Raw genomic sequence first — 24,446 nt, 5'->3', positions numbered from 1 at the left:
GCCATCTTTCTCAATATTTCAAGAAATTTCAAAATTCGCGATGGGTGGGCTGGAACTATGTCCAAATGCGTAGCTCATACCACCTGTAACGAATCTCTCAATGCGTGTACGAGATAACTTACGCAGAGAAGAGATCTACGCAGCCAAGTTGTCACATTAACTTTGGCAGACTGATCTCTGATTTGGGCAACACATTAAGGACTGGAGATACGCATATCACTATCCCTTACAAGGCCAAGGCTGCGCCCCCTATAAACGTGCTTCCCTGAGCACCCAACCGCTTGATTTACAGGCCTCACGGCCTGGCTTTGAGCGCGCAAGACCTTTGCCCATTGTCTTCTGACTGGAAGACCGGCTGCATGGCAAGGCACATCAGAACAATAAGGCCTAGTTGCGCACACTTTGAGTGAACTGCTTAGACACTCGAAACTTTGAATGCCTGCACGCGACACTGTGGCGCCTATAAGCCGTAGTTGCCCGTGCACTATGACCGCTGAACACCCTTAACTTCGGCCAATTAATGGCTCGATGAAAACAGGCTTGATAATAGAGAGGTAATTGCGATGCGCATCAGCATATTTGGTTTGGGTTACGTTGGCGCCGTCTGTGCCGGTTGCCTGTCTGCACGGGGCCATGACGTCGTTGGCGTCGATGTTGCCAAAGACAAGATCGATATGATCAATGCCGGCAAATCGCCGATCGTTGAACCGGGCCTGGGCGAACTTCTGGCGCAGGGAATCGAGACTGGCCGTCTGCGCGGCACGACCAACTTCGCCGAGGCGATTCGCGATACCGACCTGTCGATGATTTGCGTCGGCACGCCGAGCAAGAAGAACGGCGACCTGGAACTGAACTACATCGAGGCCGTGTGCCGCGAGATTGGTTTTGTCCTGCGCGACAAGACTACCCGTCACACTATCGTGGTCCGCAGCACCGTTTTGCCGGGTACCGTGGCAAACGTTGTCATCCCGATTCTCGAAGACTGCTCCGGCAAGAAGGCCGGTGTCGATTTCGGTGTCGCGGTCAACCCTGAGTTCCTGCGCGAAAGCACCGCGATCGCCGACTACGACCAGCCGCCAATGACCGTCATCGGCGAGTTCGACAAGGCCTCGGGCGACGTCCTGCAATCGCTGTACGAAGAACTCGACGCGCCGATCATCCGCAAGGACATCGCCGTTGCCGAAATGATCAAGTACACCTGCAACGTGTGGCACGCCACCAAGGTGACCTTCGCCAACGAGATCGGCAACATCGCCAAGGCTGTCGGCGTCGATGGTCGTGAAGTGATGGACGTGGTTTGCCAGGACAAGACCCTGAACCTGTCCCAGTACTACATGCGCCCAGGCTTCGCCTTCGGCGGCTCCTGCCTGCCCAAGGACGTGCGTGCCCTGACCTACCGCGCCGGTTCCCTGGACGTCGAAGCACCGCTGCTCAACTCGCTGATGCGCAGTAACGAGTCCCAGGTGCAGAACGCCTTCGACATCGTGTCCAGCCACGACAAACGCAAAGTCGCGCTGCTGGGCCTGAGCTTCAAGGCCGGCACCGACGACCTGCGCGAAAGCCCATTGGTTGACCTGGCAGAAATGCTGATCGGCAAGGGCTACGACCTGAGCATCTACGACAGCAACGTCGAGTACGCCCGTGTCCACGGTGCGAACAAGGACTACATCGAGTCGAAGATCCCGCATGTCTCGTCCTTGCTCAATTCCGACTTCGACGCGGTGATCAACAACTCCGACGTGATCATCCTCGGCAACCGTGACGAGAAATTCCGCGCCCTGGTGCAAGACGTCCCGCACGGCAAGCAAGTGATCGACCTGGTCGGCTTCATGTCCAAGGCCACCAGCACGGATGGCCGGGCTGAAGGCATTTGCTGGTAACCGGCGGGTTGTAAGCGCTTCAAGCTGATCGCCAGCAAGCCGGCTCCTACAGATCACCGCAAATCTGTAGGAGCTGGCTTGCCAGCGATGGCGTACCTGAGATCGCCATCGCCGACAAGCCGGCTCCTACAGGGGCGCGAGACTTGCAACTGACTTTAGGATTCCGATTATGCACAGGCTAAAGAACGGCCTACTCCAGGCCGCCGGTTGGCTGTTTTATCTAAGTTTACTGATGGGCATCGCCATGGCGCTGCCTGTGTCCACGTTCGACTCCGAGTCGAAGGACTTCATTTTCCTGATCGGTATCGTCGGTATCTGGCGCTACTCGATGGGTGCCACGCACTTCCTGCGCGGCATGCTGTTCCTGTACGTGGTCTATCCGCACCTGCGGCGCAAAGTGCGCAAGCTGGGCAAGGCGGCGGACCCGTCCCACGTATTTTTGATGGTCACCAGTTTCCGTATCGACGCCCTGACCACCGCGCAGGTCTACAGCTCAGTGATCCGCGAAGCGATCGACTGCGAGTTGCCGACCACCGTGGTCTGCTCCATCGTCGAAATGTCCGATGAACTGCTGGTCAAGAGCCTGTGGAGCCGGATGAATCCGCCTGCCCGGGTGAAGCTCGACTTCGTGCGCATTCCCGGTACAGGTAAGCGCGATGGCCTGGCTTTCGGTTTCCGCGCCATCTCCCGTCACCTGCCGGACGACCGCGCCGTGGTGGCCGTGATCGATGGCGATACCGTGCTCGGCGAAGGCGTCGTGCGCAAGACCGTGCCGTGGTTCCAGCTGTTCGGCAACGTCGGTGGCCTGACCACCAACGAATTCTGCGAAGTGCGCGGCGGCTACATCATGAGCGAGTGGCACAAGCTGCGTTTCGCCCAGCGTCACATCAACATGTGCTCGATGGCCCTGTCCAAGCGCGTGCTGACCATGACCGGGCGGATGTCGGTGTTCCGTGCCACCGTGGTCACCAACCCGGAATTCATCGCCGACGTGGAAAGCGACTCGCTGCAACACTGGCGCCTGGGTCGTTTCAAGTTCCTCACCGGCGACGACAAGTCCAGCTGGTTCAGCCTGATGCGCCTGGGCTACGACACCTTCTACGTGCCTGATGCCGCGATCAACACCGTCGAGCATCCTCCGGAAAAGAGCTTCATCAAGGCCAGTCGCAAGCTGATGTTCCGCTGGTACGGCAACAACCTGCGGCAGAACTCCCGCGCACTCGGCCTGGGGGTCAAGCGCCTCGGTGCGTTCACATCCGTGGTGTTGTTCGATCAGCGCGTGTCGATGTGGACCTCGCTGCTGGGCCTGACCGTGGCGTTGATCGCCAGCTTCAAGTACGGCACCGCGTTCATCCTGGTGTACCTGCTGTGGATCGGCATCACCCGCCTGATCCTGACCCTGCTGCTGTCGTGCTCCGGCCACCGGATCGGTCCAGCCTACCCAGCGATTCTCTATTACAACCAGATCGTTGGCGCACTGGTGAAGATCTACGTGTTCTTCCGCCTCGACCAACAGTCCTGGACTCGCCAGCCCACTGCCCTGACCCGTGATCTCGCCAGCTTTCAACGTTGGTTCAACACCTGGTCGTCTCGGACCATGACCTTCTCCGCCGGCAGCATCTTTGTCGCCGTGCTGCTGATGATGGTCTGACCGCCCCCTTTTTGAATTAACCAGGAAATCGCCTTTATGAATACCGCCGTCAACGCCAACGTAGTGCACGAATCCGAAGCCCAGCGCCAACACGCCCGCGTGAAAATCCCGGCCAAGCTGCGTTTCTTCGGCCCCGACCGGACCCCGGTCGAGGCGCGAGTGATCGACCTTTCCGCCGGTGGCCTGGCCTTCAACGCCGGGCAACTGCCACTGAAAGTCGGCGACAAGTACAAGGCCCGACTGCAATTCGTCATCGACAACCTTGGCCTGGCCATGGACGTGGAATTGCAGGTACGTTCCTGCGATCGCGAGACCGGTCGCACCGGTTGCCAGTTCCAGAACCTGGAGCCGCAAGACATTTCGACCTTGCGCCACCTGATCACGTCGCACCTGGCCGGCGACATCGTCACCATCGGCGAAGTGCTGGCGACCCTGCAGCGCGACAACTTCACCAAGGCGCGCAAGAACAAGGATGGCGGTCACGGCATGAGCGCCTTCGGGCGCATGAAAGCGGTGACCTTCAGCCTGGGGATTTTTGTCGTCGGCCTGGCGGCGTTCGGCTTCATCTTCAAGTCGGTGTACGGCATGTACTTTGTCAGCCACGCCCAGGCGGGCATTGTCAGCGTGCCGGGTGTGAACATCACCATGCCCCGCGACGGCACCGTGCAGAGCCTGGTGAAAGCTGATGGCGTTGCCGCCAAAGGCGCGCCGCTGGCAACCTTCAGCACCAGCATGCTCGACGTGCTCAAAGGTCACCTGGAAGACGATCAACTGGCCCCGGCCAAGGTTGCAGAGCTCTTCGGCAAGCAAATGACGGGCACCCTGACGTCGCCTTGCGATTGCATCGTGGCCCAGCAAATGGTGTCCAACGGTCAATACGCCAGCAAGGGTGACGTGATCTTCCAGCTGGTGCCACGCAACACCGAAGCCAACGTCGAGGCGCGCTTCTCCTATCGCCAGTTCAGCGACGTATTGCCGGGCACCCCGGTGCGCTTCCAGATCGCCGGCGAAGACAAGACCCGCACCGGCAAAATCGTCAGCAGCACCAGCCTGAAAAGCGCCGACCTGTCCTCCGACATCCGCGTACTGATCCAGCCTGACGAAGCCCTGGGCAGCAACCTGGCCGGCCGTCCCGTGGAAGTTAACAGCGACCGTGGCCCTAACCTGAACTGGCTGATCGATAAAGCCATGGCTGCTGGTCTGTAACCGGAGGACATGCCTGTGACGATTCCACCAATCCTCAGAACACCAAAAGCCCTGTGGGAGCGAGCCTGCTCGCGAAGGGCTCAGCGCGGTCTGTCTGATGCACCAAGTGGTCTGCTTCGCGAGCAGGCTCGCTCCCACATGGGATCTCTGTGTGCAGTAGCATTGGCAGTCAGCCTGGCGGGTTGCGCCGGCCTGCCCGACCAACGCCTGGCCAACGAAGCGCTCAAGCGTGGCGATACCGCCACCGCGGCGGCGAACTACCAGCAACTGGCGGAGCTGGGCTACAGCGAAGCCCAGGTCGGCCTGGCCGATATTCAGGTCGACAGCCGCGACCCGGCGCAGATGAAACAGGCCGAGGCGACCTACCGCGCCGCCGCCAGCGTTTCACCGCGTGCCCAGGCACGCCTGGGTCGCCTGCTGGTGGCCAAACCTGGTTCAACCGAAGCTGAACAGCACGAAGCCGAAGGCCTGTTGAAAAAGGCCTCGGCCGCCGGTGAAGGCAACACCCTGATCCCGTTGGCGATGCTGTATCTGCAATATCCGCACAGCTTCCCCAACGTCAATGCGCAACAGCAGATCAGCCAATGGCGCGCCGAAGGCAAACCGGAAGCGGGTCTGGCGCAGGTGCTGCTCTATCGCACCCAAGGCACCTACGACCAGCATCTCGATGAAGTCGAAACGGTCTGCAAAGCCGCGCTCAACACCACCGACATCTGCTACGTCGAACTGGCCACGGTCTACCAGAAACAAGGTAAACCGGAACAACAGGCCGAGCTGATCAAGCAGATGCAGGCGGCGCACAGTCGCGGCACCGTCTCCGCCCAGCGGGTGGACAGTGTGGCTCGCGTGCTCGGCGATGCGAGCCTGGGCAAGACCGACGAAAAAACCGCGCAGTCGCTGCTCGAAGAGATCGCCCCCGGCTACCCCGCTTCCTGGGTCAGCCTGGCGCAACTGCTCTATGACTTCCCGGAACTTGGCGATGTCGACCAGATGATGAAGTACCTGGACAACGGCCGCGCCGCTGACCAACCGCGCGCCGAGCTGCTGCTGGGCAAGCTCTACTACGAAGGCAAGATGGTCCCGGCCGACGCCAAGGTCGCCGAGGAACACTTCCAGAAAGCAGTCGGCCGCGAAATCGCCGCCGATTACTACCTCGGCCAGATCTATCGCCGTGGCTACCTGGGCAAGGTCTACCCGCAGAAGGCCCTCGACCACCTGCTGACCGCTGCGCGCAATGGCCAGAACAGTGCCGACTTCGCCATCGCCCAACTGTTTTCCCAAGGCAAAGGCACCAAGCCTGACCCACTCAATGCGTACGTGTTCAGCCAGCTCGCCAAGGCCCAGAACACCCCGCAAGCCACCGAGCTTGCGCAAACACTTGAAGCCCAACTGCCACCTGCGCAGCTGGCCCAGGCCCAACGCCTGTTGAAACAGGAACAGGCCGTTCGCGGCAACTTGAGCCAGAACACGCTGCAACTGCACGCCCTGCAAGAAGAAGACGGCGAGGAATCCCTATGAAGTTGAATCCATTCATGAAGGCCGGTATCGGCCTGACGTTCGCGCTGATCTGGTCCTGCCCGACACTGGCGGCGATGACAGAAGAAACCAAGAACTACGGCCTGGACGTGAAAATCACCGGCCAGTCCGAGGACGACCGTGACCTCGGCACCCAGAGTGGCGGCGACGTCAACGGCCTGGGCCTGGACTTGCGCCCTTGGGTGTATGGCGAGAGCGGCGCGTGGAGCGCGTACGCCATGGGCCAGGCCGTGACGTCAACAGACATCATCGAGACCGACACCTTGCAGGAATCCGCCAGCGATGGCACGCAGAATACCGACAACAGCGACCGCAAAACCAAGAAGAACTACCTGGCGATGCGCGAGTTCTGGGTCGGCTACAGCGGCTTCACGCCCTACCCCGGCGAGATCCTCAAACTCGGTCGCCAGCGTCTGAACAACGATGACGGTCAATGGCGTGACACCAACATCGAAGCCCTGAACTGGACCTTCGACACCACGCTGTTGCGCGCCAACGCCGGTATCGCCGAACGCTTCAGCGAGTACCGCACCGATCTCAAGGAACTGGCACCCAAGGACAAGGACCGCCTGCACGCCTACGCCGATGCCGAATACCAGTGGACACCAGGTCATTGGGCCGGCATCCGCGGTCATCACACCCACGATGACGGCAAGCTGGACTACGCGCAGCCAGGGGTTGCCAGTGATTCGCTGGACAAGAAACAGAACGGCGACATCAGTTGGCTGGGCCTGCAGGCCAACAGCGACGCCTATAACTGGCGCAACACCAACACCTTCAACTACTGGGGCAGCATCACCGGCATGAGTGGCGACCGCGATACGGTCAACCCGCTGAACGCCGATGGAACCGCCCCCGCGCAACCCAAGAGCAGCGGCAATGTCGATGGCTGGGCTACCGACCTCGGTGTACGCCTGCGCCTGGATCCGCAATGGCAGGTCGGTGCCGCCTACGCCCGTGCCAGCGCTGATTACGAACAGAACGGCCTGGAAAGCAACCGCTCGAACTACACCGGTACCCGCTCGCGGGTGCACCGTTTCGGCGAAGCCTTCCGTGGCGAAATGAACAACATGCAATCGGCCACGCTGTTCGGTTCATGGATGCTTAACGACGAATACGACGCCAGCCTGATCTACCACAAATTCTGGCGTGTCGACGGTAACAAGCCGATCACCAGCGACGGCATTGACGCAGTGCAGAACAACACCGACGACGTTACCGGCGCCGTACTGTCCAGCACCTCCCTGCCGCTCAACGATGGCGACAAAGACCTCGGCCAGGAAATGGATCTGGTAGTCACCAAGTACTTCAAGCAAGGCCTGTTGCCGGCGGCGTTGAGCCAGAAGATCGATGAACCTTCGGCCCTGGTGCGCTTCCGCGGCGGTGTGTTCAAACCGGGCGATGCCTATGGCAAAGAAGTCGATTCGTACATGCACCGCGCGTTCGTCGACGTGGTCTGGCGCTTCTGATGCACATTGCGAAGGGAGTCTCCCAGATGAATCATCAAGCCATGAAAGGCTCGATCAGCCTGTTGGCCGGCGCGTTGCTACTGGCCAGCGCGGCCAGCTTCGCCAACGCAGCGCAGGCCAATGTGGAGTCGGCGGCGCCTCAAGCAACCAAGTCGGCCACCATGGCCAAGGGACTGCAACACGCCAGGACCTACACCGTCAGCAGCGCGCCGGTCGCGCCGCTGGAGTTGGCCAAGCCGAAACTGCCGGACACCTCGGGCTACACCGCCGAGGCGATCGCCGCGAAAATCGTGCGCACAAAGGCCGGCAAGATCAGCGTGCGCCGGATGATGCAAGAGAACGCCCTGAAGGACTTCATCGGTGGCGACAACAAGATGGCCGAGTGGGTGGTGCGTCAGCACGGCATCCCACAGGCGATCTTCGTCGACGACGGCTACATGAACCTCAAGGACCTGGCCAAGAAGCTGCCCAAGCAGTACTTCAGCGAAACTTCGCCGGGCGTATTCCTGGCCAGATTGCCGATCGTCGTGGGTGAGAAAGGCATCCTTGAAATCGACCAACAGACCCAGGAACTGCGCCTGTCCCAGGAGGCCGGGTCGTTCCTGGTCAACGACGGCCAGTTGTTCGTGCGTGATACCAAGGTCACTGGCTGGAGCGAGAAGGCGAACGGCCCGGCGGCCTTCAAGTCGCCCAAGGAATTCCGCCCGTTCCTGCTGGCCTGGGGTGGCACCGAGACCTACATCGCCAACAGCAAGATGGCCAGTTTCGGCTACGCCAACAGTAAGTCCTACGGTGTGAGTATTTCCCAGTACACGCCGAACATGGCGAAGGTGCTCAAGCGTCCTGAACCGACCGGCTGGATCATTGGTTCCGAATTCTCGGACATGTGGTACGGCTTCTACTGCTACGAAACCCGCGATTTCGTGGTCAAGGGCAACACCTACAAGGACAACATCGTCTACGGCATTGACCCGCATGACCGTTCCCATGGCCTGATCATTGCCGACAACACGGTGCATGGCACGAAGAAGAAGCACGGGATCATCATTTCCCGTGAGGTCAACGACAGCTTCATCTTCAACAACCGCAGCTACGACAACAAGTTGTCGGGCATCGTGATCGACCGTAACAGCATCAACAACCTGATCGCCTACAACGAGATCTACCAGAACCACACCGACGGCATCACTCTCTACGAGAGTGGCGACAACCTGCTGTGGGGCAACAAGGTGATCAGCAACCGGCGCCATGGCATCCGCGTTCGTAACAGCGTGAACATCCGCCTCTACGAAAACATCGCCATGGCCAACGGCCTGACCGGCGTCTACGGGCACATCAAGGACCTGAGCGACACCGACCGTGACATCAAGCTCGACCCGTTCGACGCCCAGGTGTCGCTGATCGTGGTCGGCGGTGAACTGGCGGCCAACGGCAGTGGCCCGCTGTCCATCGACTCGCCGTTGAGCGTCGAGTTGTATCGCGTGTCCATGCTCGCACCGACCAAAACCAGCGGCATCAGCTTCACGGGGATCCTCGGCGAGCGCCAGGATGAAATTCTCGACCTGCTGGTGCGCCAGCAGAAAGCCGTGCTGATCGACCCTGTCGAACGCCAGACCGAAATGCAGGACTGAGGATAATTTTATGCACCCACACTTGATCAAATTACTCAGCCTGTCGGCCCTGACCGCCGGCATTCTCGCCGCCAGCGGCGGTGTGCGAGCAGACGATGCTGCCGGTAACGTAAGTCCACCGAAATTCAGCGCCGAACCGTGCTGCAGCCTGTGCCCCGCGGCCCACGATCCGAAGAACTACACCACGCGCTACCAGCAGAACTTCACCACCCTGGTGCAGGCTCAAGGCGACTGGTTGTTTCGTACCCAGGAAGACTTGCGCACCGAATTCGACACCACGCCCGCCGGCTACAAGCGCATGAAGCAACTGCACGATGCGTTCAAGAGCAAAGGCGTGGAACTCGTGGTGGTTTATCAACCCACCCGTGGCCTGGTGAACCGCAACAAGTTGAACCCGGCAGAGAAAGCCAGCTTCGACTTCGACAAGGCATTGAAGAACTACAAGACCATGCTCGGCCGCTTCGCGCAGATGGGTTACGTGGTGCCGGACCTGTCGCCGCTGACCAACGAACAGCTGCCCGAGACCCTGCCCGCCCACGACTTCTACTTCCGTGGCGACCAGCACTGGACGCCTTATGGCGCGCAGCGCACGGCGAAAATCGTGGCCGAGAAGGTCAAGCAGATTCCGGCCTTCGCCGACATTCCCAAGCGCGAATTCGAGACCCACAAGTCGGGTCGCATGGGCAAGAACGGAACGTTGCATAACATGGCCGGTCAACTCTGTGGCACCAGCTATGCGGTCCAGTACATGGATCAATTCACCACCGAACCCAAGGGTGAGGCAGGTGATGGCGATCTGTTCGGCGAATCCGGCAATCCGCAGATCACCCTGGTCGGCACCAGTCACAGCGGCAAGAACTACAACTTCTCCGGTTTCCTCGAAGAGGCCATCGGCGCCGATGTGCTCAACGTAGCCTTCCCCGGCGGCGGCCTGGAAGGTTCGATGCTGCAGTACCTGGGCAGCGACGAGTTCCAGAAGACTCCACCGAAAATTCTCATCTGGGAATTCTCGCCGCTCTATCGCCTGGACCAGGAAACCATCTACCGCCAGATGATGGCGCTGCTGGACAACGGTTGCGAAGGCAAGGCTGCACAGTTGTCCGGCAGCACCACCCTGAAACCTGGCAAGAACGAACTGATGGTCAACAGCAAAAACCTGAATCTGCAAAACAGCAGTCACCAGGTCGACATCCGCTTCGCCGACACCTCGGTGAAAACCCTGCAAGCCACCCTCTGGTACATGAACGGGCGCCACGAGGACATCAAGATCGAAAAACCGGAAACTTCCGACACCGACGGGCGTTTCGCCTTCGAGTTGCGCACGGACGAAGACTGGGCCTCGCAGAATCTGCTGGCCGTCGAAATCCAGGGGCCTGAAAAAGCAGGCGCCGCGCCACAGAAAGTCGAAGCGAAAGTCTGCAAACGCAACGTATTCCCGGACGCTGGGCAACGTACCGCTTCAGCCGGGCAATGAGGTCTGCTATGCGAAATCCGAACTTGAAAAAACTGTTGGCGCCGACGCTTTTGAGCCTGGCGATGTTCGCCGGCGCAACTCAAGCCGCGGCGCCATTGCGTCCGCCGCAGGGTTACTTCGCGCCCATCGAGAAAGTCAAAGCCGGCGACAAGAGCGAAGACTGTGATGCGATGCCGACACCGTACACCGGCTCGCTGCAATTTCGCAGCAAGTACGAAGGCTCGGACAAAGCGCGTTCAACGCTGAACGTGCAATCGGAAAAAGCCTTTCGTGACAGCACCGCCGACATCACCAAGATCGAGCGCGGTACCAGCAAGCGCGTCATGCAGTTCATGCGCGATGGTCGTCCGGAACAGCTGGAATGCACGTTGAACTGGTTGACTGCATGGGCCAAGGCGGATGCCTTGATGTCCAAGGACTTCAACCACACCGGCAAGTCGATGCGCAAATGGGCATTGGGCAGCATGGCGTCTTCGTACATCCGCCTGAAATTCTCCGACTCCCGTCCGCTGGCCAACCATCAGCAGGAGTCGCAGCTGATTGAGGCCTGGTTCAGCAAGATGGCCGATCAGGTGGTCAGCGACTGGGACAACCTGCCGCTGGAAAAAACCAACAACCACTCGTACTGGGCAGCCTGGTCGGTGATGGCAACGTCCGTCGCCACCAACCGCCGCGACCTGTTCGACTGGGCCGTCAAGGAATACAAGGTCGGCGTCAATCAGGTCGACGCCCAGGGATTCTTGCCCAACGAACTCAAGCGCCAGCAACGGGCGCTGGCCTATCACAACTACGCCCTGCCGCCGCTGGCGATGATCGCCAGTTTCGCCCAGGTCAATGGCGTGGATCTGCGCCAGGAAAACAACAGCGCGCTCAAGCGCCTGGGTGATCGCGTGCTGGCCGGGGTGAAAGATCCTGACGAGTTCGAAGAAAAGAACGGCAAGGAACAGGACATGACCGACCTGAAGGTCGACTCGAAATTCGCCTGGCTCGAACCGTTCTGCACGCTCTACACCTGCTCGCCGGATGTGCTGGAGAAGAAGCACAAGATGCAACCGTTCAAGACCTTCCGCCTCGGCGGTGACCTGACCAAGGTCTATGACCCGGCGAACGAGAAGGGTAACAAAGGCAGTTGAGTCAACGCTGATCGTTCCCACGCTCTGCGTGGGAATGCAGCCCGTGACGCTCCGCGTCACATGCCGAAGCGGACGCAGAGCGTCCATTGAGGCATTCCCACGCAGAGCGTGGGAACGATCATGTATCTCTCCGGATTTTGCGGGGGGTTTGGGGGGGCCGTTGGCCCTTGAATGTAGTTTCAGACAAGGAGAGATCGGGATGGTGTTTTCATCCAACGTGTTCCTGTTTTTGTTCTTGCCGATCTTTCTCGGCTTGTACTACTTGAGCGGGCAACGCTATCGCAATTTGCTGCTGCTGATTGCCAGCTATATGTTCTACGCCTGGTGGCGTGTGGACTTCCTCGCACTGTTCGCGGCGGTCACGCTGTGGAACTACTGGATCGGCCTGAAAGTCGGTGCCGCCGGCGTCAGGACCAAACCGGCGCAGCGCTGGCTGCTGCTGGGCGTTGCCGTCGACCTGTGTATCCTCGGCTACTTCAAGTACGCCAACTTCGGCGTCGACAGCATCAACGCCATGATGACCTCGGTCGGTCTTGAGCCATTCATCCTGACCCACGTGCTGCTGCCGATCGGTATCTCGTTCTACATCTTCGAGTCCATCAGCTACATCATCGACGTCTACCGTGGTGATACCCCGGCGACTCGCAACCTGATCGACTTCGCAGCGTTCGTGGCGATCTTCCCGCACCTGATCGCCGGTCCCGTGTTGCGTTTTCGCGACCTGGCCGACCAATTCAACAACCGCACCCATACCCTCGACAAGTTCTCCGAGGGCTGCACGCGGTTCATGCAGGGTTTCATCAAGAAGGTCTTCATCGCCGACACCCTCGCGGTGGTGGCTGACCATTGCTTCGCCCTGCAAAACCCGACCACGGGTGATGCCTGGCTCGGCGCCCTCGCCTACACCGCGCAGTTGTACTTCGACTTCTCCGGCTACAGCGACATGGCCATCGGCCTAGGCTTGATGATGGGTTTCCGCTTCATGGAAAACTTCAAGCAGCCGTACATCAGCCAGTCAATCACCGAGTTCTGGCGCCGCTGGCACATCAGCCTGTCGACCTGGCTGCGTGACTACCTGTACATCACCCTGGGCGGTAACCGCAAAGGCACGCTGACCACCTATCGCAACCTGTTCCTGACCATGCTGCTCGGTGGCCTTTGGCACGGTGCGAACATCACCTACATCGTCTGGGGTGCGTGGCACGGCATGTGGCTGGCGATCGAGAAAGCCATCGGCCTGAACACTTCACCGCGCAGCTTCAACCCGATCCGCTGGGCACTGACCTTCCTGCTGGTGGTGATGGGCTGGGTGATCTTCCGTGCGGAAAACCTGCACGTGGCCGGTCGCATGTACGGCGCCATGTTCAGCTTCGGCGAATGGTCGCTGTCGGAACTCAACCAGGCCAGCCTCACCGGCTTGCAGATCGCAACCCTGATCGTGGCCTACGTAACCCTGGCGTTCTTCGGCCTGCGTGATTTCTACAGCAATCAGCCACCGGTCAAGACCAAGCCTGCGGTGAACGTCGATGCAGACGGTCCGGCCGCCGCAACAGCCGGCACGATCAAAGCCGTGCCTGGGGATAACCCGGCGAGCATCCACCAGCCTGGCTACACCGTCGGCGTCGAAGCCCAGGTGCAACCGGCCTACTGGACTGCTGACTGGTCACGCTACGCAATGCGTGCCCTGGTGCTGCTGCTGTTCATCGCCTCGATTCTCAAACTCTCGGCGCAAAGCTTCTCGCCGTTCCTTTACTTCCAGTTCTGAGGGATCTGACCATGACCCGCTCATTACGCATCTTCTACATCGCCCTGTTCCTGGTGACGCTGCTGGCCCTGGGCCTGTGGTCGGTCCGCAGCTTCCTCGGCTTCAGCACCAACGCCGATGCGACAGTGCTCAACGGCCGCTGGACCAAGGCCGTGGAGACGCACTACGACGAGGAATTCCCGATCAAGCGCCTGGGCACCAACCTCTGGGCCGCGCTGGATTTCAAACTGTTCAACGAAGGTCGTCCTGGCGTTGTGCTCGGTCGCGACCAGTGGCTGTACAGCGATGAAGAATTCCATCCGGTCGTCAACGAAGAGCTGAACCTGCAAGGCAACTACGCGCTGGTCGAAGGCGTGCGTCAAACCCTGAAGGACAAAGGCGTGAAACTGGTGATGGCGGTGGTTCCGGCCAAGGTGCGCCTGTACCCGGAACACCTGGGTGAGGCGAAACCGGCCAGCATCCACGCCAACCTTTACCAGGACTTCCACAAGCGCCTGGCCGCTAACCGCATCCTTGCCCCTGATTTGCTGGGCCCCTTGCAAGCGGCCAAAAACGACGGCAAGCAAGTGTTCCTGCGCACCGACACCCACTGGACTCCGGAAGGCGCCGAGGTTGCCGCCGATCGCCTGGCCAAGACCATTGCCGACAAGTACCCGCTGAGCGGCGAACCGCAAGACTTCGTCACCGAGCCTGCGGAAAAAATCACCCACAAAGGCGACCTGCGCCTGTTCCTGCCGCTGGACCCGCTGTTCGAAAACCTGATGCCGGCGCAAGAGCCTTTGCAGAAGCGCAACACCGTTGCCGCGCAAGACCAGCCGGCTGGTGACGATGCCCTGTTCGCCAACACCGAAGTACCGGTTGCGCTGATCGGCACCAGCTACAGCGCCAACCCGAACTGGAACTTCGTCGGCGCGCTGAAACAAGCCCTGCGCAGCGACGTGGTCAGTTACGCCGAAGACGGCCACGGCCCGATCCTGCCGATGCTCAGCTACCTCAAGAGCGACGCATTCAAGAACAGCCCGCCACAAGTGCTGATCTGGGAGTTTCCTGAACGTTATCTGCCTGTGAACAACGAAATCGGCGACGCCGACCCGCAGTGGGTCGCAGAGCTTAAACAAGCCGGTGCCCGCCAACAAAACGTAGCCGCAAACACTAAATCCGAGACGCCCGACCGGGCGCAAAACTGAAAGAGAGAGGTACTACCATGACTTTCAAGACTACTCCTCGCCGTCTCGCCAAGACTTTTGCTCTGGTTGCTGGTATGAGCGTGCTTTCGATGCAAGCGTTCGCCGCTGGCGACGCCGCGCTGTACGGCCCGACCGCACCAAAAGGCTCGTCCTTCGTGCGCATCTACAATGCCAGTAACGCCGAAGTCAGCGCCACCGTCGGCAGCACCAACCTGAGCGATGTCGCGCCACTGTCCAGCAGCGACTTCAGCTTCATGCCGGGCGGTGACTACAGCGCCAAGGTCGGCAGCCAGACGCTGCCGGTGAAACTGGCCGGCGACCACTATTACACCCTGGTCAACAACGCCAGCGGCGCCCCGCAACTGATCGAAGAGCCGCCGTTCCGGAACAAGCAGAAATCCCTGGTACGCGTGCAGAACCTCAGCGACAAGGCGCTGACCCTGAAAACCGCCGACGGCAAGACCGACGTGGTCCCGAACGTGGCCGCCAAGGGCCGTGGCGAGCGTGAAATCAACCCGGTGAAGGTCAGCCTGGCGCTATACGATGGCGCAACGAAAGTTGGCGACGTGAAGCCAGTCGCCCTGGAACGCGGTGAAGCCGCGGTGCTGTACGTCACCGGCAGCGGCAGCAGCCTGTCGCCGGTCTGGGTAAAACGCCCGGTATCGACGCGCTAATCATTTTTTCCAGAGGATGAAACACAGTCCCCTGTAGGAGCTGCCGCAGGCTGCGATCTTTTGATCTTCAATGATTTTCAAGAACGTCAAAGATCAAAAGATCGCAGCCTTCGGCAGCTCCTACCCAGGACAGTCAGCCTTTGGACACGGAACAAGAACAAGAGTGAAACGACACAGCGTTCGTAGCTCTAACCAAACGATTTTCAAGGAGTAACAAACATGATTCCGGTGATCTTGTCAGGTGGTAGTGGCTCACGTCTTTGGCCGCTTTCCCGTAAGCAATTCCCGAAACAGTTCCTGGCCCTGACCGGCGAGCACACCCTGTTCCAGCAAACCCTGGAACGCCTGGTGTTCGACGGTATGGACACACCGATCGTGGTCTGCAACAAGGACCATCGCTTCATCGTCAACGAGCAACTGGCCGCTCGCAAACTGGAAACCCAGCGCATCCTGATGGAACCGTTCGGCCGCAACACTGCGCCGGCCGTGGCCCTGACCGCGATGATGCTGGTCAACGAAGGTCGCGACGAGCTGATGCTGGTACTGCCGGCCGACCACGTGCTGGAAGACCAGAAAGCCCTGCAACGCGCCCTGGCGTTGGCCACCGTCGCCGCCGAAAACGGCGAAATGGTGCTGTTCGGCGTACCGGCCACCAAACCGGAAACCGGTTATGGCTACATCAAGTCGACCAACGATTCGCTGCTGCCCGAAGGCGTCAGCCGCGTTTCGCACTTCGTCGAAAAACCGGACGTCAAACGCGCCACCGAATATGTCCAGTCCGGCGGTTACTTCTGGAACAGCGGCATGTTCCTGTTCCGCGCCAGCCGCTTCCTCGAAGAGCTGAAGAAACACGACCCGGATATCTATGACACCTGCCTGTTGACCCTGGAGCGCAGCGCTCAAGACGCCGACACCGTCAGCATCGACGAAGCCACGTTCGCCTGCTGCCCGGACAATTCCATCGACTATTCGGTGATGGAAAAGACCCAGCGCGCCTGCGTCGTGCCATTGACTGCAGGCTGGAGTGATGTCGGCTGCTGGTCGTCGTTGTGGGAAGTGAACGCAAAAGATGCCAATGGCAACGTCACCAAAGGCGACGTGGTGATCCAGGACAGCAAGAATTGCATGATCCACGGCAACGGCAAGCTGGTCTCGGTGATCGGCCTGGAAAACATCGTCGTGGTCGAGACCAAGGACGCCATGATGATTGTCCACAAGGACAAGGTCCAGGGCGTCAAGCAGATGGTCAACACCCTCAACGAACAGGGCCGCAGCGAAACCCAGAACCACTGCGAAGTCTATCGTCCATGGGGCTCCTACGACTCGGTGGACATGGGCGGGCGCTTCCAGGTCAAGCACATCTCGGTCAAGCCGGGCGCGTGCCTGTCGCTGCAGATGCACCACCACCGCGCCGAGCACTGGATCGTTGTCAGCGGCACGGCTGAAGTGACCTGCGATGAGAATGTGTTCCTGTTGACCGAAAACCAGTCGACCTACATTCCGATCGCTTCGGTTCACCGTTTGCGCAACCCGGGCAAGATTCCGCTTGAGATCATCGAAGTGCAATCGGGCAGCTATCTGGGCGAAGACGATATCCAGCGCTTTGAAGATATCTACGGTCGCACCGCGCCGATCGAGAGTGGCGTTTCGGTAAAGACCATCGCGCAGTAAGCGAGCGCTGAAATAAAAGCCCCCGCCCGGTTCACTGCGTCCCCTATCCGCAGTGAGTTGGGCGGGGGCTTTTTTTTCCGGGGTTTTGTGTTGTCAGACCTGGCCCCTTCGCGAGCAGGCTCGCTCCCACAGGGTTTTGAGTCGGTCACAAACTTTGTGGTCAACTCCGGTCCACTGTGGGAGCGAGCCTGCTCGCGAAGGGGCCAGCACATCCACCGCAAATCTCACCCATCGCCAACCTCCCCCACGCTTAGGTAGGATGACCCTCTATCCCCCCGAGGTTTGCGCATCATGTTCATCGGTGTCCTGCTGGTCATCACCTGGCTGATCCTGTTGCTGCGCTATCCGGCCAAGGCCTTGCCGGTGTCCATGGCGGCTGCCTTGGGCCTGGGCATCGTCGCTACCTGGGTCATCTGGATGGACCACCGCGAGCTCAAGCAACTGGAGCGCCTGGAATTGCGCATCAGCTACGCACCGCAACACTGCCCGGCAGACCGACCGCTGCAACTGACCCTGAACAACGGCAACGATGTACCGCTGACCGAATTGCGCTGGCGTGTTGCCGCTTATGCACCGGGCGACACGGTCAATCTCGCCGACAATCAGTACACCGCCCCACGCTACCGCGGACCTGGCGAATTGCAGGCCGGTGGCAACTGGGAAGACTGCTTGCCGCTGCCGCCCCTGCGGCCCGGCTATCGCCCGGAAACTTTGGAGTTTCGCGCCGAGCGTTTGCAGGGTAGTTTCTCGGACTGACCTCACCTTACCTTTCCGCACAAGGACCGCGCCATGCCCGTTGCGTTGATTACCGGATGTTCCAGCGGCATCGGCCGCGCCCTCGCCGATGCGTTCAAGGCTGCTGGCTACGAAGTCTGGGCCAGCGCCCGCAAGGCTGAAGATGTCGCAGCGCTGACCGCGGCCGGTTTTATCGCCGTGCAACTGGACGTCAACGATGGCCAGGCACTCGAACAGTTGAGCGAACGCATCAACCAGCAACATGGCGGCCTCGATGTGCTGGTCAACAACGCCGGCTACGGCGCCATGGGGCCGTTGCTCGATGGCGGTGTGCAGGCGATGCAGCGTCAGTTCGAAACCAACGTGTTCGCCATCGTTGGCGTGACCCGTGCGTTGTTTCCCGTGTTGCGACGGGCCAAAGGCATCGTGGTGAACATCGGCAGCGTTTCGGGGGTGCTGGTCACGCCGTTTGCAGGTGCTTACTGCGCGTCCAAAGCCGCGGTGCATGCCCTGAGCGATGCCTTGCGCATGGAACTGGCACCCTTTGGGGTGCGGGTCATGGAAGTCCAGCCCGGTGCCATCGCCTCCAGTTTCGCCAAGAATGCCGGCCACGAAGCCGAGCAGTTGATCAGCGAACAATCGCCGTGGTTCCCGTTGCGCGAAGGTATCCGGGCACGGGCCAAGGCCTCCCAGGACAACCCGACACCGGCCAGTGAGTTTGCCGCCGGATTGCTCAAGGCCGTGCAGCAGAGCAAGCCACCGCGCCTGCTTCGATTGGGCAATGGCAGCCGGGCATTGCCGTTGATGGCAGGGTTGTTGCCCAAGGGCTTGCTGGAGTCGGCGTTGATGAAGCGGTTCGGCTTGCGCGGGCAGCTCTGAGCCCGGGTCGACACCTTCGCGGGCAAGCCCTGTGCATGACCTCTGGGAGCGAGCCTGCTCGCGAAGGCGCCAAAACAGACTCCACAGAATTCAAGGAATCAAACATGACCGACTACAACGAATACTTCGACGAAGTGATCCAGGCGCACGTCGCCATCGAACAATGGCTGGCCAAGGAACGCGACCCGGCCGAACTCGAACAATTACTAAGGCGTTTTTCGCCACAGTTTTCCATGGTCTCGCCGTTGGGCCGGGTGCTGGATTTCGATGCGTTGAACGAGTTGTTCCTGATGGCCGCAGGCAAGAAGCTTGGGTTGCGCATCGAACTTGGCGAGTTGAGCGGCATTGCCTTGCACAACGGCGGCGCAATCGTGAGTTACCGAGAACAACAGACCGATGCCACCGGCCTGCATTCCGATCGCCGCTCGACCGTGGTGTTCGAGAAGGTAGAAGGCAAGATTCTTTGGCGGCATCTGCATGAGACGTTTTGTTGAAACCTACAATGCGTTGACAACCACCGTACAGGTAATCCCCGCCGCCAACAGCACGCCCTCCGGCACTTCATCGATGTGAATCCGCACCGGCACGCGCTGCGCCAGGCGCACCCAGTTGAAGGTCGGATTCACGTCGGCAACCAGCTCGCGACTTTCCGGATTGTCGCGGTCGTAGATGCCTCGCGAGATGCTTTCCACATGGCCCTTGAGCACTTCACCGCTCATCAGTTGCATGTCGGCCTTATCGCCCACGCGCACGTGGGGCAGTTTGGTTTCTTCGAAGAAGCCGTAGACCCAGAACGAGTTCATGTCGACCACGGCCATCTTCGCTTCGCCGATGCGCGCGTAATCGCCGCGATGCACATTCAGGTTGGTCACGTAGCCGTCGACGGCTGCACGCACTTCAGTGCGCTTGAGGTTGAGTTCGGCGGCTTCCAGTTGGGCCTGGGCGTGCTGGTAGTCGGCCAGGGCCGAGTCGGCGAGGTTGCTGGCGTCGTCGCGGTTTTCCCTGGAGATCACCAGGTTGTCCATATCGGCGCGGCGATGGGCATTGACCTTGCGCATCTCCCAGGTGGCCTTGCGCGACGCCACCAATGACTGCGCCTGCTTGACCGCGAGGCGGTAGTGCTCGGGGTCGATCTGCATCAGCAAGTCGCCCTTCTTCACCAACTGGTTATCGCGCACGGGCACGTTCACTACTTCGCCCGTGACATCGGCGGCAACGTTGATGATGTCGGCGCGCACCCGGCCATCGCGGGTCCAGGGGGTGTTCATGTAGTGCTCCCACAGGGAGCGACCGATCCATATCGCGAGGGCCAGCACCAACAAGGTCGCGAGTAGGCTGAAAAGCTTTTTCATCAGGGCATTCTCAGTGGTAGAGAGTCAACGGTAGACAGTCAGCGCCAGGGCGCCGAACAGACAGGTAAAGAGGCTCAGGCGCAGCAGCGCCGGGTGCCAGAAGAAGCGGTACAGGTCGAAGCCGGACAAAAATCGGTCCAGTGCCCAGGCCAACGCCGCCGCGATGAAAAACATCAGGGTCATGGTCGGCATGTACACGCCGTGGAAGGCGATTTCACGAGGCATGTTCAAGTCCTTTGGGCTTGGTATTGGCGTAGGCGGTGAGCGGTGATTGCGGGTCGAGCAACGAGGTGCGGATAAAGTGCAGGTAGCTCTTGACCCGGCGCAGCGCCGACGTGTCGAAGTGCGGGGCAAAGGGTTCGTCGGTAGCTTGTACGCGGCTGATGGCGTGATCGACGGCGATCAGGGCGCGCTCCAGATTGCTCTGGCCCGGTTGCAGGAACAGCCGCACCAGCGAACGGCCCATCACACGGATCGACTGGCGCCATGGCTGGGACTCGGCGTACGCCGGATGCACCGGCAGGATCGCCTGCTCCTTGCGCAACTCGATGATGGCGTGCCCGACCTCCAGTACCACGAACATCCAGCGCAGCAGATCGCGCTGGACCTGTGGCTGCCCCGCCGCGAAGCCGTAGGCCTGATGCACCAGGTCGCGGGTGCGGCTTTCGAAACGCGACGCCAGCCCCTTGAGCTTGCCGCTGATGGCGTAGACCACCTGGCCACGCAAGTCCTGCTCCAGGCGCCGCCACAGCCAGCGACTGTTCGGCGGCAGAATGATCGCGCCGGCCGCCGCGCACACCAGCATGCCAAGCACCATGGCGATGTAGTCGTTGATGAAGGTGTACGGGTTGTAGACCGTGAGGTTGTCCGGCACCGAACCGGTGCTGAAGAAGATCAGCAAGCCGAGGCCGACACCGGCATATTGCGGCCGCGAGCTCAGGAATGAACCGAGCACGATCACCGGTGCGAGCATCACACACAGCAACGGGAAGCCGTCGATCCAGGGGAAGATAAAAAACATCTCGACGAAACCGATCAGCGCCCCGAGAAACGTCCCGCAGGCCATCTGGAACGCCATGCGCTTGGGGTTCGGCGTGGCGGCGGACAAGCCGACGGTGGCGGCGGCGATCAATGTCATGGTCGCCCCGCTCGGCCATGCCGTCGCCACCCAATAACTGCCCAGCACCACCAGGATGAATGCGGCCCGAATCCCCGAGGCGGCCGACACCAGCCAGTTGGTTTGCGGTGTGAACGGTTCGTCCCAGCGCTCGCGTTCATGGCTGTGATCGGCCAGGGATGCGTGGGTCTGTGCATAACTGTGCAAGTCGTCGACGAAGCGATAGAGCAATTCGTACGCCGTGTGGAAGTCCAGCAGCTCGGCATCGCTCGGACCGCCCTCCTGGAAGATCGCGCGCAGGCTTCGTACCCGCGCCGGCAAACCGGCCTTGTAGGCTGTCAGCGCAGTGACCAGGCGCGCCGCGTCGGCACTGGTCAGCGCACGGCCGCTAAAGCCATCGAGCAGTTCGGCGAGGTCTTGCAAGCCTGGTTTGATGGCCGCCACGGCGTGATCGGTGTCACTGCTGCGCAGGCGTTCGAGCAACTGGTGCAAGGCGTTGAAACGCGTGGTGATCCCCATGAACTCGCTGTTCAAGCGGCTGAGCCGACCGTTGCGCCGACGCATGTGCGGGTCTTCGAACACGGTGACGCTGCGCAGCCCTTCCAGGCCCACCGCTTCGGCGATGAAGCGCACGTTACCGGCCTCGAAGGCCTCGCGCTGACTGCGACCGCGCAAACCATCGGTGACGAACAGGGCAAATACCCCGAAGCGCTGATACAAGGCATTGCGCATCGCGGCACTGGCGGTTTGCGGCAAGATCGCGGCGCTGACCAGGGTCGCGCAGAGAATCCCCAGGGAGATTTCCAGCACCCGCCAGACCGCCGCCATGAACGCACCGTCTGGATGGGCCAGCGCTGGCAACCCGACCATCGCGGCGGTGTAGCCGGCCAACACAAAGCCGTAGGCGCGGAAGTTGCGGCAACGCGCCGCGCCGGCCGAGCAGATACCCACCCAGATCGCCAGCGAACCGAGGAACAGTTCGGTGTTCTGCGCAAACAGGGCGATCAACGCCACCATCACCGTCGAACCGGCCAAGGTGCCCAGAAAGCGATAGAAACTCTTGGCGAACACCTGGCCGCTTTGCGGCTGCATGACGATGAACACGGTGATCATCGCCGTTCGCGGCTGCGGCAATTCCAGGCGCATGGCCAGCCACAGGGTCAGGAAGGCTGCGATCAATACCTTGAAAATGTAGACCCAGGTCACGCCGTCGCTGCGTGCCCAGTCGAAGAAACCCCGGCGCCATTCAAGGGAGTACAGCCAGCGCAAGGGTGCGGGCAAGGGCGTCATCAGATCCTGCTCATTGGATAAAAGGTCAGACTCAGTACCTGTGGGAGCGAGCCTGCTCGCGAAAGCGGTGTGTCAGGCGACAACTTCTTTGACTGACAAGGCCTCTTCGCGAGCAGGCTCGCTCCCACTGGGGTTATGTTCAACGCAAAAGGACCGGGGTTTTCGGTGCAGCGGTCTGGCTGTCTTTCGGCACATCGTTGCCTGCACCGAGCCCGCCGCCCAACGCCGTCACCAACTCGGCATGGGCGCTGAGGCGCGCTGCCTGCACCTGCTGCTGCACCTGCTGCTGCTTGAACAACAGCGTCTGCGCATTGAGCACGTTGAGGTAATCGGTGAGCCCGCGCTGATAAGCGATCGTCGCGATGTCATAGGTTCTCTGTGCAGTGGCAACCGACTCGGCGGCGAAGGCCTGCTGCTTGTCCATGGACTCGCGACGAATCAACTGGTCAGAGATGTTCTTCAGGGCATTGACCAGGGTCTGGTTGTACTTGGCCACGGCAATGTCATAACCCGCCGAAGCCTCGCCCAGCTCCGCGCGCAAACGGCCGCCGTCGAAGATCGGCAGGGATATCGCCGGGCCGACGCTGTAGTTGAGCTTCCTGCCGGTCAGGAACTCCAGCGCCCCGCCACCGGTGGCCATGTAGCCCAGGCTGCCGACCAGATCGACGTTGGGATAGAAGCCTGCATGCGCCACGTCGATGCCCCGTGCTTGCGCCGCCACTTGCCAGCGGCTGGCGACAACGTCCGGACGTTGCCCGAGCAACTGCGCCGGCAACGACGACGGCAGTTTGAGCGCTGCACCCAGTGACAGGGTCGGCCGTTGCAATTGCGCCCCCTGCCCCGGCCCAAAGCCTGCGAGTGCGGCCAGTTGGTTACGGCTCAGGGCGATTTCCTCGTCCAGAGCATCGATCTGGCGATGGGTTTCCGGCAGGGGCGTCTCGGCCTGGCTGACTTCGAAATGGGTCCCGATGCCGCCGTTCAGGCGCTTGTGCGCCAGATCCAGGATTTGCTGTTGTTGCTTCAATGTCGCTTCGACGATGTCCCGCTGCGCGTAATGCAACGAGAGCTCGATGTAGACGCGCACGATGTTGTTCTGTAATTCGAGCTGCGCCTGACGCGCTTCGGCGACGGTCATGTGGGCAATGTCCACGGCGCGCTCGGTGGCATTGCTTTCACGACCCCAGAGGTCGAGGGCGTAACTGAAGCCCAGCGCGGCGTTGTTGTCCCAGGTCGTGCTGTTGGCCAGATCGCCGGGGCCGTAGAACTGATCGGTGGGCCAGTTGTGGCGCTTGAGGGTGGATTGGCCGTTGATCTGCAACGACTCGGCCGACTCGGCCACACCGGCGATGGAATTGGCCTGACGCACCCGCGCGGCGGCCATGGCCATGGTCGGGCTGCCTTGCACGGCGAGGTCGATCCAGCGATTCAGTTGCGGATCGCCATAAGCCTGCCACCATTGAGCGGTGGGCCAATGCGCATCCTGCGCGGCGCTCTGGATGGCTTCGTCGGTGGCCAGCGAATCAGCCTCCAGCGCCTTGCCCTGCGGGGCGATACCTCCGGTTCCGATGCAGCCGCTGATTACCAGGGTTAAAGCCAGAATACTGAGGGGTTGAAGCGCTCTGCTGATGCGACGCGGCACTGCTGAAAATTCCTGAGGTGGGGAACATAGGAGGGGGACGGCGCAATTCTAGGGGTGGGTTTTCAACGCGATAAGCTGGGATTCCTGTGAATCTTTGTTACCGTTAACGCGATAATCCCTTTGTAGGGGTCTCCGCCCCTGAAACTTCGTGTCACAA

At 60.7% G+C, this 24,446-nt stretch carries 19 protein-coding genes; 15 read left to right on the top strand and 4 right to left on the bottom strand.

Annotated features, from left to right (window positions below; all coding sequences use genetic code 11):
- Positions 1 to 563 precede the first annotated feature (563 nt).
- From HGP31_RS04975 to HGP31_RS04905, 15 genes are all read left to right on the top strand, one after another.
- Entirely contained in the window at positions 564 to 1,880 is a 1,317-nt protein-coding gene (locus HGP31_RS04975) for a nucleotide sugar dehydrogenase (protein ID WP_168757259.1), read from the top strand.
- A gap of 169 nt (positions 1,881 to 2,049) precedes the next feature.
- Positions 2,050 to 3,531: a mannuronan synthase gene (alg8, locus tag HGP31_RS04970; protein ID WP_020796862.1), complete on the top strand. Its 1,482-nt coding sequence runs from the start codon at positions 2,050 to 2,052 to the stop codon at positions 3,529 to 3,531.
- 36 nt (positions 3,532 to 3,567) lie between these two features.
- Entirely contained in the window at positions 3,568 to 4,737 is a 1,170-nt protein-coding gene (locus tag HGP31_RS04965) for an alginate biosynthesis protein Alg44 (protein WP_020796863.1), read from the top strand.
- Positions 4,738 to 4,875: 138 nt separating this feature from the next.
- Positions 4,876 to 6,255 (top strand): alginate biosynthesis TPR repeat lipoprotein AlgK, encoded by a 1,380-nt coding sequence (algK, locus tag HGP31_RS04960; protein WP_020796864.1) that lies wholly within the window; start codon positions 4,876 to 4,878, stop codon positions 6,253 to 6,255.
- Positions 6,252 to 7,742 (top strand): alginate export family protein, encoded by a 1,491-nt coding sequence (locus HGP31_RS04955; RefSeq protein WP_020796865.1) that lies wholly within the window; start codon positions 6,252 to 6,254, stop codon positions 7,740 to 7,742. The genes algK and HGP31_RS04955 overlap by 4 nt, the downstream gene beginning before the upstream one ends.
- A gap of 26 nt (positions 7,743 to 7,768) precedes the next feature.
- Positions 7,769 to 9,373 carry a mannuronan 5-epimerase AlgG gene (algG, locus tag HGP31_RS04950; RefSeq protein WP_151140510.1) on the top strand — a complete coding sequence of 535 codons (1,605 nt, stop codon included), beginning with the start codon at positions 7,769 to 7,771 and terminating at the stop codon, positions 9,371 to 9,373.
- A 10-nt stretch (positions 9,374 to 9,383) separates the two neighbouring features.
- On the top strand, positions 9,384 to 10,847 hold the full coding sequence (locus HGP31_RS04945; protein ID WP_020796867.1) for an alginate O-acetyltransferase: 1,464 nt from the start codon (positions 9,384 to 9,386) through the stop codon (positions 10,845 to 10,847).
- An 8-nt stretch (positions 10,848 to 10,855) separates the two neighbouring features.
- Positions 10,856 to 11,980: a mannuronate-specific alginate lyase gene (locus HGP31_RS04940; protein WP_020796868.1), complete on the top strand. Its 1,125-nt coding sequence runs from the start codon at positions 10,856 to 10,858 to the stop codon at positions 11,978 to 11,980.
- Between the two features lie 199 nt (positions 11,981 to 12,179).
- Entirely contained in the window at positions 12,180 to 13,745 is a 1,566-nt protein-coding gene (locus HGP31_RS04935; protein ID WP_020796869.1) for an MBOAT family O-acyltransferase, read from the top strand.
- Positions 13,746 to 13,756: 11 nt separating this feature from the next.
- Positions 13,757 to 14,932 (top strand): alginate O-acetyltransferase, encoded by a 1,176-nt coding sequence (locus tag HGP31_RS04930; RefSeq protein ID WP_020796870.1) that lies wholly within the window; start codon positions 13,757 to 13,759, stop codon positions 14,930 to 14,932.
- A 17-nt stretch (positions 14,933 to 14,949) separates the two neighbouring features.
- The gene (locus tag HGP31_RS04925; RefSeq protein WP_042955313.1) at positions 14,950 to 15,606 is read left to right on the top strand and encodes an alginate O-acetyltransferase AlgF; all 657 of its coding nucleotides are present in this window, start codon (positions 14,950 to 14,952) and stop codon (positions 15,604 to 15,606) included.
- Between the two features lie 219 nt (positions 15,607 to 15,825).
- Positions 15,826 to 17,277, top strand: a complete 1,452-nt coding sequence (locus HGP31_RS04920) for a mannose-1-phosphate guanylyltransferase/mannose-6-phosphate isomerase (RefSeq protein WP_020796872.1) — start codon at positions 15,826 to 15,828, stop codon at positions 17,275 to 17,277.
- A gap of 291 nt (positions 17,278 to 17,568) precedes the next feature.
- Positions 17,569 to 18,033: a hypothetical protein gene (locus tag HGP31_RS04915; protein WP_033044341.1), complete on the top strand. Its 465-nt coding sequence runs from the start codon at positions 17,569 to 17,571 to the stop codon at positions 18,031 to 18,033.
- 33 nt (positions 18,034 to 18,066) lie between these two features.
- Complete coding sequence (locus tag HGP31_RS04910; protein WP_151140504.1) at positions 18,067 to 18,891, top strand: SDR family oxidoreductase; 825 nt, start codon at positions 18,067 to 18,069, stop codon at positions 18,889 to 18,891.
- A 104-nt stretch (positions 18,892 to 18,995) separates the two neighbouring features.
- Positions 18,996 to 19,385 (top strand): DUF4440 domain-containing protein, encoded by a 390-nt coding sequence (locus HGP31_RS04905; RefSeq protein WP_168757258.1) that lies wholly within the window; start codon positions 18,996 to 18,998, stop codon positions 19,383 to 19,385.
- A 3-nt stretch (positions 19,386 to 19,388) separates the two neighbouring features.
- On the opposite strand, the gene HGP31_RS04900 is transcribed toward HGP31_RS04905, so the two are convergent.
- From HGP31_RS04900 to HGP31_RS04885, 4 genes are all read right to left on the bottom strand, one after another.
- Positions 19,389 to 20,243, bottom strand: coding sequence for an efflux RND transporter periplasmic adaptor subunit (locus tag HGP31_RS04900; protein ID WP_020800722.1), 855 nt, complete (start codon positions 20,241 to 20,243; stop codon positions 19,389 to 19,391).
- Between the two features lie 24 nt (positions 20,244 to 20,267).
- Positions 20,268 to 20,468 carry a DUF1656 domain-containing protein gene (locus HGP31_RS04895; protein WP_007896379.1) on the bottom strand — a complete coding sequence of 67 codons (201 nt, stop codon included), beginning with the start codon at positions 20,466 to 20,468 and terminating at the stop codon, positions 20,268 to 20,270.
- Positions 20,458 to 22,650, bottom strand: a complete 2,193-nt coding sequence (locus HGP31_RS04890) for an FUSC family protein (protein ID WP_151140498.1) — start codon at positions 22,648 to 22,650, stop codon at positions 20,458 to 20,460. The genes HGP31_RS04895 and HGP31_RS04890 overlap by 11 nt, the downstream gene beginning before the upstream one ends.
- Positions 22,651 to 22,789: 139 nt before the next feature.
- Positions 22,790 to 24,289: an efflux transporter outer membrane subunit gene (locus HGP31_RS04885; RefSeq protein ID WP_168757257.1), complete on the bottom strand. Its 1,500-nt coding sequence runs from the start codon at positions 24,287 to 24,289 to the stop codon at positions 22,790 to 22,792.
- Positions 24,290 to 24,446: the final 157 nt, after the last annotated feature.

The sequence above is a fragment of the Pseudomonas umsongensis genome (assembly GCF_012647205.1).
Taxonomy (GTDB): Bacteria; Pseudomonadota; Gammaproteobacteria; order Pseudomonadales; family Pseudomonadaceae; genus Aquipseudomonas; species Aquipseudomonas umsongensis.
The sequence above is the reverse complement of the archived record's forward strand: the minus strand, read 5'-3'. Positions and strand labels throughout refer to the sequence as shown.

What these genes read in the sequence shown, in the direction of transcription:
- HGP31_RS04975 (WP_168757259.1), top strand. Translation starts at nt 564, where the DNA reads ATGCGCATCAGCATATTTGGTTTGGGTTACGTTGGCGCCGTCTGTGCC.
- alg8 (WP_020796862.1), top strand. Translation starts at nt 2,050, where the DNA reads ATGCACAGGCTAAAGAACGGCCTACTCCAGGCCGCCGGTTGGCTGTTT.
- HGP31_RS04965 (WP_020796863.1), top strand. Translation starts at nt 3,568, where the DNA reads ATGAATACCGCCGTCAACGCCAACGTAGTGCACGAATCCGAAGCCCAG.
- algK (WP_020796864.1), top strand. Translation starts at nt 4,876, where the DNA reads ATGGGATCTCTGTGTGCAGTAGCATTGGCAGTCAGCCTGGCGGGTTGC.
- HGP31_RS04955 (WP_020796865.1), top strand. Translation starts at nt 6,252, where the DNA reads ATGAAGTTGAATCCATTCATGAAGGCCGGTATCGGCCTGACGTTCGCG.
- algG (WP_151140510.1), top strand. Translation starts at nt 7,769, where the DNA reads ATGAATCATCAAGCCATGAAAGGCTCGATCAGCCTGTTGGCCGGCGCG.
- HGP31_RS04945 (WP_020796867.1), top strand. Translation starts at nt 9,384, where the DNA reads ATGCACCCACACTTGATCAAATTACTCAGCCTGTCGGCCCTGACCGCC.
- HGP31_RS04940 (WP_020796868.1), top strand. Translation starts at nt 10,856, where the DNA reads ATGCGAAATCCGAACTTGAAAAAACTGTTGGCGCCGACGCTTTTGAGC.
- HGP31_RS04935 (WP_020796869.1), top strand. Translation starts at nt 12,180, where the DNA reads ATGGTGTTTTCATCCAACGTGTTCCTGTTTTTGTTCTTGCCGATCTTT.
- HGP31_RS04930 (WP_020796870.1), top strand. Translation starts at nt 13,757, where the DNA reads ATGACCCGCTCATTACGCATCTTCTACATCGCCCTGTTCCTGGTGACG.
- HGP31_RS04925 (WP_042955313.1), top strand. Translation starts at nt 14,950, where the DNA reads ATGACTTTCAAGACTACTCCTCGCCGTCTCGCCAAGACTTTTGCTCTG.
- HGP31_RS04920 (WP_020796872.1), top strand. Translation starts at nt 15,826, where the DNA reads ATGATTCCGGTGATCTTGTCAGGTGGTAGTGGCTCACGTCTTTGGCCG.
- HGP31_RS04915 (WP_033044341.1), top strand. Translation starts at nt 17,569, where the DNA reads ATGTTCATCGGTGTCCTGCTGGTCATCACCTGGCTGATCCTGTTGCTG.
- HGP31_RS04910 (WP_151140504.1), top strand. Translation starts at nt 18,067, where the DNA reads ATGCCCGTTGCGTTGATTACCGGATGTTCCAGCGGCATCGGCCGCGCC.
- HGP31_RS04905 (WP_168757258.1), top strand. Translation starts at nt 18,996, where the DNA reads ATGACCGACTACAACGAATACTTCGACGAAGTGATCCAGGCGCACGTC.
- HGP31_RS04900 (WP_020800722.1), bottom strand. Translation starts at nt 20,243, where the DNA reads ATGAAAAAGCTTTTCAGCCTACTCGCGACCTTGTTGGTGCTGGCCCTC.
- HGP31_RS04895 (WP_007896379.1), bottom strand. Translation starts at nt 20,468, where the DNA reads ATGCCTCGTGAAATCGCCTTCCACGGCGTGTACATGCCGACCATGACC.
- HGP31_RS04890 (WP_151140498.1), bottom strand. Translation starts at nt 22,650, where the DNA reads ATGACGCCCTTGCCCGCACCCTTGCGCTGGCTGTACTCCCTTGAATGG.